We start from the raw sequence: 7,103 nt of genomic DNA, 5'->3' as shown, positions 1-7,103 counted from the left end.
TACATTTAAAACAATGGAAAAAAATAAATCGTAACAGAATTAATTCTGCTACGATTTAACTATATTTGAATTATTAACGAGTCAACCTTTTTTAGGACAACTCAAATTATGATTTATTTTTTAATAAATCTCTTATTTCTGCCAAAAGTTCTTCTTGTGTTGGTCCTGCAGGTGCAGCAGGTGCAGGTTCTTCTTTCTTTTTCATTCCATTAATCACTTTTATTAATAAAAAGATGACAAAAGAAATGATCAAAAAGCTGAGTACAGCAGCAAGGAAATTACCATATAAAATTCCTCCATTAGTTTTTAATTCTTGGATTTTTTCTAAGTTTGCAGCCTTTAAAGCTGGTGTTAGTAAAGCAGGAGTGATGACATCATCTACCAATGAATTAACAATTTTTCCGAAAGCTGCACCTATGATTACTCCTACTGCTAAATCCATTGCATTTCCTTTAGCAATAAATTCTCTAAATTCTTTTATTAATCCCATAGTTTTATAATTAATATTTTAACAAATGTAAAAATTTAATCTAAACATTCTTTGAAATTTGTTCAAAAATTTAGCTAAAAACAGTCTCTATATTGATTATTTTTTGTTGTAAATTTGTAAAAGACAATCCCAATTATGAAAATTTTTTCTGCTGCTCAAATCAAAAATGGAGATTTATTTACCATCAAAAATGAACCCATTGCTTCTGTTCATTTAATGGAAAAAGCAGCGATGGCTTGCACAGATTTTATTCACCATAAGTATCTTAAAACGCAAAATATTCTTATTTTTTGTGGCCATGGAAATAATGGAGGAGATGGTTTCGCAATGGCTAGATTACTTTATCAAAAAGGTTTTGATGTAGATGTATTTATGGATAAATCGAAAAAGGAATTGTCTAAAGATGCGGAAATCAATTACCATAGATTAAAAGAATTTTTAGGAATCAGAATTCTAGATTTTACAGATTTTAATGAGAGTTTCATTAATGAAGATTCCATCATTGTAGATGCTTTGTTCGGTACAGGATTGAACAGAAAAATCGAAGGCGAAGTAGCCAAAATTATTCTAAAACTCAACCAAATTCATGTTCATAAAATCGCAATCGACATTCCTTCAGGAGTTTTGGCTGATGGAAATATTGCCGAAAATGCAGTCGTTTTCAAAGCAGATGAAACTTTGTCTTTACAGTTCTGCAAACAATCATTTTTGCATCCAGAAATCAGCGAATATTGTGGTAAAATTCACATTTTAGAAATCGGAATCAGTAAAAAATATATTGAAAATACTGAAACACCACATTATATAATAGACGAAGAAATTGTAAGAAAAATTTATAAAAAAAGAAAAGATACTTCTCACAAAGGAAATTATGGCAAAACATGCATTGTAGCGGGGAGTTTTGGGAAAATAGGAGCTGCGGTTTTGGCCACGAAATCAGCTTTGTATTCCGGGAGCGGCTTAACTTATATTTTGGCACCAAAATGCGGTTACGAGATTCTGCAAACCACTTGTCCAGAAGCCATGTATTTATACGGAGGAGAAGATTTTATTAAAAATTTTACAGTAGAGAATGATTTCACGTATGGAATAGGTCCAGGATTGGGAACAGATTACGAAACTGAGGAAAAATTAATGCATTTTCTCAAAAATTATAATGAGCCATTGGTTTTAGATGCAGATGCGTTGAATTTGATTTCCAAAAATCCAGAAAATTTAAATTTAATTCCAAAAAATTCAATTATTACGCCTCATCCTAAAGAGTTTTCTAGACTTTTTGGAGAATCCAAAGATTCTTTTGAGCGATTAGAATTAGCCAAATCTAAAGCTCAGGATTTGAAAATTTATATCGTTCTCAAAGGTCATCACACCCAAATCATCACTCCTGAAGGAAACGTATTTTATAACATTACAGGAAACTCTGGCTTGGCAAAAGGTGGAAGTGGAGATGTTTTATTGGGGATTATCACCTCATTTTTAGCACAAGGTTATTCGCCTGAAAATGCGGCAATTTTTGGAGTTTGGCTGCATGGAAAAGCTGCGGATTTCACCGCCGAAAAACATTCCAAAGAAGCGATGCTTGCTTCAGATGTTATTCAGCATATTGGCGAAGTCTTTAAATATTTACAAAAATAAAGAGAAACAATTTGCTGTTTCCCTTTTTTATGATGTTAAAATTTGTCTTCGTATTTGAAATTTTTAGAATAAAGCATTACCGCTAATCCTATAATGACCAATGGAATGGATAAAACCTGACCAGTATTGAGAATTCCAAGGGTAATTTTTTCTTCTCCTTGAGGTTCTTTTAAGAATTCTACTAAAAATCTGATGGTCCAAAGTACAGCAAAGAAAAACCCGAAAAGCCAACCTTGACTGTATTTTTTCTTCGTGTAAAGATAAATTCCCCACATTACAAAAAATAATGCCAAATAAGAAAATGCCTCAAACAATTGAGTAGGATAGCGTGGAACAATTTCTCCGTATTCCATACTTTGTTGAGGAAATAATACGGCAAATGGTGAGTCTGGTGCTGGTTTTCCTACGATTTCTGAGTTGAAAAAATTTCCCATTCTGATAAAAAATCCAGCTAAAGCCACAGTAATCGCCAATCGATCTAATAACCAAAGTGGATTTTTCTTCAAAACTTTTATCGCAATAATAATGGTAGAAACTACCAAAACTATTGCAGCTCCATGACTTGCAAGTCCCGAAAATCCTGTGAATTTGAATTCTGGAACCGTCTGAATTGGCAAGAAAACACTCCAGAAATCTTGTTTAAATAATTCTGGTTGATAGAAAATAACGTGACCTAATCTCGCGCCGAGAATCGTTCCGATTAAAGTCCATGTGAAAATGGTGTCTAAACTTTTTTCGCTTTCGTGGTCTATTTTGAACATTTTTACAAATAAATAGTAACCAATTCCGAAGGCTAAAACAAACATTAAACTGTAATAATGTAGGGTAAAAGTCCCAATTTCTATTCCTTTAGAAGGATCCCAAGTGAAATATAATAGCGTAGCTAAATTCATATATTTTTATTGATTTGTTAGTATTTTTTTAATGTTGATGCTCTTTTTTGGGCGGAACAGGATCGTAACCGCTTCCTCCCCAAGGATGACAGCTAGAAATTCTCTTTGCACTGAGATAAATTCCTTTAAAAAGTCCGTGAACTTTTAATGCTTCCACCGTATAATGCGAACAAGTAGGTTCATATCTGCAGTTTTTTCCCAACCATGGAGAAATTCCATATTGATAAATTTTTATCAATACAATAAGCGGAAATATGAGAATTTTATTCAGCATGAGGTATAAAATACAAATGTAAGTTTTTTTTAAGTTTTCCTGAAACTTGATTTTTAAATTATTAATTTCAATATAGAAGATTAGCAATGAATTTTGTAAAAATTTGTCTTATTCATTTTTAAAATGATAAAAAAATGCCTTAATATTTTTTATTTACAGTTTTTATCATGACATTTGTTTATAAAATAATAAGATTATGAAGAGAGCGTATATCAAAGGGACGGGTTCTTATACTCCGCCAAAAGTGATAAAAAATGATTTTTTTGAAGCAGTAGGTTCTAATGATGAATGGATTTTTAAAAATTTAGGAATTAAAGAACGCAGGATTGTAGAAGGTGAAGTAACCAGCGATTTGGCTTCTAAAGCGGCTTTAATTGCATTAGAAGATGCAGGAATTACAGCTGAAGAGGTAAACCTCATTATCGTTGCTACTTCTACACCAGACAGACAAGCGCCTTCTACGGCTTGTTTCGTACAAGAAAAAATAAATGCACCTCATGCTGTAGCTTTTGATATTTCGGCAGTTTGTTCGGGCGGAATTTATGGTTTAGCCATTGGTAGCCAATTTATACAAACCGGAATGTATAAAAATGTTTTGGTGATAGGAGCAGATGTTTTTTCGAGCATTACAGATTGGTCGCGTAAAGATTCTGTGTTTTTTGGAGATGGAGCTGGAGCGGTGTTATTATCGGCAACTACTGAAGACAAAGGGTTTATAGATTTTAAACTTCATGCAGATGGTACAGGAAAATATCATTTTAATATTCCAGCTGGTGGTTGTGAAATTCCAGCAAGTGAAGAAACCATCAAACAAGGGCTTCACTATTTCCAGATGAATGGCAAAGAAGTTTTTAATACAGCGACTAAAGTATTGCCAGAAGTAATTCACGAAGTTTTAGCAGATAATAACTTAACGGCAAATGATATTGACTGGGTGATTCCACATCAGCCAAGCGTTAGAATTTTACAAAAAGTAGCAGAAGAAGTAAATATTCCGTTTGAAAAAGTAATGACCAATATGGATAAATACGCCAATACTTCTGGGGGAACCATCCCAATAGTTTTAGACGAAACCTATAAAAGTGGAAAAATAAAAGAAGGGAATACCTTACTTTTTGCAGCCGTAGGTTCTGGTTGGACTTGGGGAGCAGCCTTATATAAAGTCTAAAATTTCAGAAGTGTATTAAAAATTTTATCAATTATTTCTAACCCCCCCCTATTTTATTATGTTTACTAATCAAACCTTTTTAATTACAGGAATCGCAGACGAAAATTCACTCGCTATGTACGTTGCCAAAAAAATCATCAAAAATAACGGAAACGTAGTGTGTACAGGTCTTGGCGTAACTCCATTTCATAAAAATCTTTCAGAAAAAGCAGAAAGTTTTCTTAATAAATCTTACAATGACTTTGAAAATGCTTGTAAAAAATTATTAGGAGAAAATGTGTTAACTTTTCCATTAGATATTACCTTGCCAGAAAGTTTAGAGGCTCTCACAGATTTTCTAAATGAAAAGAATGTTAAGCTCAATGGTTTCCTTCATGCAATTGCTATGGACAAAACCATTCGTCAAAAATCTGTAAAACCCATGTTGGAAGTTACAGCAGATGAATTTAATGATACCATGACGGTGTCTGCATTTTCTTTAATTAGCCTTTCTCACGCATTATTGAAAAGCAAAGTTTTACAAAATGGAGCATCTATAGTTACTTTAAGTTACATTGCAGCAGAGAAGGTTTCATTCTTTCCATATATCAATATGAGTATTGCAAAAGCAGCATTAGAAAGGTTGACGATTGAAATGGCTTATGAATTAGGTAGAGATTTCGGCATTAGAGCAAATTGTGTTCGTTTTTCACCATATATGGGAAGTAAAGCAGGAAATGCGACGTTAAAAATTGAAGATGTAGAAAGAGCCAATAGAATCAGCCCTTTAGGAAATGCAAATCCCGAAGATTTAGCTCATGAAGTCGTACATTTATTCAGAAAAGACATTAGAATTACAGGCGAAATTCGTCATGTAGACGGTGGTTTTCACATTATGGGTTAAATTTTTTAGAAGCACACATTTTCTGCGTTTTTTCACTTGTCTTCGTGCTGCAACCACTCGCTTTTTTTTCCAAAGCTTATGCCAAAACAAAAAAAGAGCTCAAACAATGGCAGCATCACGGCTATTTTTCACCATTTTTCTCCTTTTCACTTTCTTAAAAAGAATAGGTTTCAAATTTTAGAAATAGTAAAAAGAATAAATTCGCGAATTTTAAAAATATCAATAGGAACGGGCTTTAGCCCGTTTCTTTTTTTAGAAAATTCCAATTGGCTTTAGCCAAAATTTAAAGATTTTATACTTTAACGGAATTTAAAATCAAATTCAAATAGAAAATCCTAAAAATTTTCTCAAATTTGTATCTCAAACCTAAAAAAATTGTACCAAAATATTCCTTTAGCCGAAAAACTCAGACCTAAAACACTAGACGAAGTTTTAGGGCAAGAACATCTTACTGGAAACAACGGAACCATCCGTAAAATGCTAGAAAATGACACGCTCAATTCTCTCATTTTATGGGGACCTCCTGGAACTGGAAAGACTACTTTGGCAGAAATTATATCTTCTACTTCTGGAAGAAAATTTTTCAAGCTTTCGGCGGTTTCTTCTGGAGTAAAAGAAGTGAGAGAGGTGATAGAAGATGCCAAAAAACAGAATCTTTTCACGGGAAAATCACCGATTTTGTTCATAGACGAGATTCACCGTTTTAATAAATCTCAACAAGATTCATTGCTTCATGCGGTGGAAAAAGGTTGGATCGTATTAATTGGAGCTACTACAGAAAATCCGAGTTTCGAAATGGTTTCGGCGTTGCTTTCTCGTTCACAAGTCTATGTTTTGAAGTCTCTAAGTTTTGAAAAATTAGAAGAACTCGCAGAAATAGCCCTTTCCAGATACAATGAAGAAGAACAAACGCATTTTACACTCAAAGAAAAAGAAGCGCTGATTCAATATTCTGGTGGTGATGCTCGAAAACTCATTAATTCTATAGAATTGGTTCTCAATCAATTCAAAAATGTAAAAGAAAAAGAAATCACCAACGAAGATGTGCTTTCGGTTTTGCAAGAAACGATGGCACTTTATGATAAAAATGGGGAACAACACTACGATATTATTTCGGCGTTTATCAAATCTATGCGCGGTTCTGACCCAAATGGAGCGGTGTATTGGCTTGCCAGAATGATTGCAGGTGGCGAAGATGTGAAATTTATAGCACGCAGAATGCTCATTTTAGCAGCTGAAGACATCGGTTTGGCGAATCCAAATGCTTTGACGGTTGCTAATAATTGCTTTCAAGCGGTGAATGTCATTGGAAATCCTGAATCTAGAATTATTTTGAGTGAAACAGCGGTTTATTTGGCTTGTTCACCGAAATCTAACTCTACCTATAAAGCGATTGATGCAGCACTTGCTGTTGTAAAACAAACCGGGAATTTGCCAGTTCCGTTGCATCTGAGAAATGCACCTACAAAACTGATGAAAGACTTAGATTATGGCAAAGAATATCAATATGCCCATTCTTACGAAGGAAATTTTGTAAATCAGGAATTCTTGCCCGGTGAAATTTCAGGAACTCAATTCTATGTTCCTGGCGAAAACGCTACAGAAAGAAAAATCCGCGAAGAATTGCAGAAAAAATGGAAGGGAAAATATTTTTAGGTTTGATGTTTGATGTTGGAAGCTAGATGATGGAAGATTGGATTTCTATGAAGTGTTCCGTAGGAACGCTATATGTGTACAAAATTTTCCCAAATAAAATAAAG

At 33.7% G+C, this 7,103-nt stretch carries 7 protein-coding genes; 4 read left to right on the top strand and 3 right to left on the bottom strand.

Annotated elements, in window-relative coordinates; genetic code table 11:
- Positions 1-106: 106 nt before the first annotated feature.
- Complete coding sequence (gene mscL / locus QO190_RS06755; RefSeq protein WP_371463367.1) at positions 107-490, bottom strand: large conductance mechanosensitive channel protein MscL; 384 nt, start codon at positions 488-490, stop codon at positions 107-109.
- Between the two features lie 135 nt (positions 491-625).
- Between mscL and QO190_RS06750 the strand changes: the two genes are divergently transcribed.
- Entirely contained in the window at positions 626-2,125 is a 1,500-nt protein-coding gene (locus QO190_RS06750) for an NAD(P)H-hydrate dehydratase (RefSeq protein WP_371463365.1), read from the top strand.
- A 35-nt stretch (positions 2,126-2,160) separates the two neighbouring features.
- Here QO190_RS06750 and lgt read toward each other — a convergent pair whose 3' ends face one another.
- On the bottom strand, positions 2,161-3,018 hold the full coding sequence (gene lgt, locus QO190_RS06745) for a prolipoprotein diacylglyceryl transferase (protein WP_371463363.1): 858 nt from the start codon (positions 3,016-3,018) through the stop codon (positions 2,161-2,163).
- Between the two features lie 28 nt (positions 3,019-3,046).
- Complete coding sequence (gene yidD / locus QO190_RS06740; protein WP_069796578.1) at positions 3,047-3,292, bottom strand: membrane protein insertion efficiency factor YidD; 246 nt, start codon at positions 3,290-3,292, stop codon at positions 3,047-3,049.
- 196 nt (positions 3,293-3,488) lie between these two features.
- Here yidD and QO190_RS06735 point away from each other — a divergent pair, with 196 nt between their 5' ends.
- From QO190_RS06735 to QO190_RS06725, 3 genes are all read left to right on the top strand, one after another.
- Positions 3,489-4,460, top strand: a complete 972-nt coding sequence (locus QO190_RS06735) for a beta-ketoacyl-ACP synthase III (protein WP_213195756.1) — start codon at positions 3,489-3,491, stop codon at positions 4,458-4,460.
- 58 nt (positions 4,461-4,518) lie between these two features.
- Complete coding sequence (locus tag QO190_RS06730) at positions 4,519-5,343, top strand: enoyl-ACP reductase (RefSeq protein WP_213195757.1); 825 nt, start codon at positions 4,519-4,521, stop codon at positions 5,341-5,343.
- A gap of 375 nt (positions 5,344-5,718) precedes the next feature.
- Entirely contained in the window at positions 5,719-6,999 is a 1,281-nt protein-coding gene (locus QO190_RS06725) for a replication-associated recombination protein A (RefSeq protein ID WP_371463359.1), read from the top strand.
- The last annotated feature ends 104 nt before the right edge of the window (positions 7,000-7,103 follow it).

The organism is Cloacibacterium sp. Arc13 (assembly GCF_041431305.1).
GTDB classification, from domain to species: domain Bacteria; phylum Bacteroidota; class Bacteroidia; order Flavobacteriales; family Weeksellaceae; genus Cloacibacterium; species Cloacibacterium caeni_B.
Note: the sequence above shows the minus strand (reverse complement) of the source record. Positions and strands in the feature narration are given on the sequence as shown.

What these genes read in the sequence shown, in the direction of transcription:
- mscL (WP_371463367.1), bottom strand. Translation starts at nt 490, where the DNA reads ATGGGATTAATAAAAGAATTTAGAGAATTTATTGCTAAAGGAAATGCA.
- QO190_RS06750 (WP_371463365.1), top strand. Translation starts at nt 626, where the DNA reads ATGAAAATTTTTTCTGCTGCTCAAATCAAAAATGGAGATTTATTTACC.
- lgt (WP_371463363.1), bottom strand. Translation starts at nt 3,018, where the DNA reads ATGAATTTAGCTACGCTATTATATTTCACTTGGGATCCTTCTAAAGGA.
- yidD (WP_069796578.1), bottom strand. Translation starts at nt 3,292, where the DNA reads ATGCTGAATAAAATTCTCATATTTCCGCTTATTGTATTGATAAAAATT.
- QO190_RS06735 (WP_213195756.1), top strand. Translation starts at nt 3,489, where the DNA reads ATGAAGAGAGCGTATATCAAAGGGACGGGTTCTTATACTCCGCCAAAA.
- QO190_RS06730 (WP_213195757.1), top strand. Translation starts at nt 4,519, where the DNA reads ATGTTTACTAATCAAACCTTTTTAATTACAGGAATCGCAGACGAAAAT.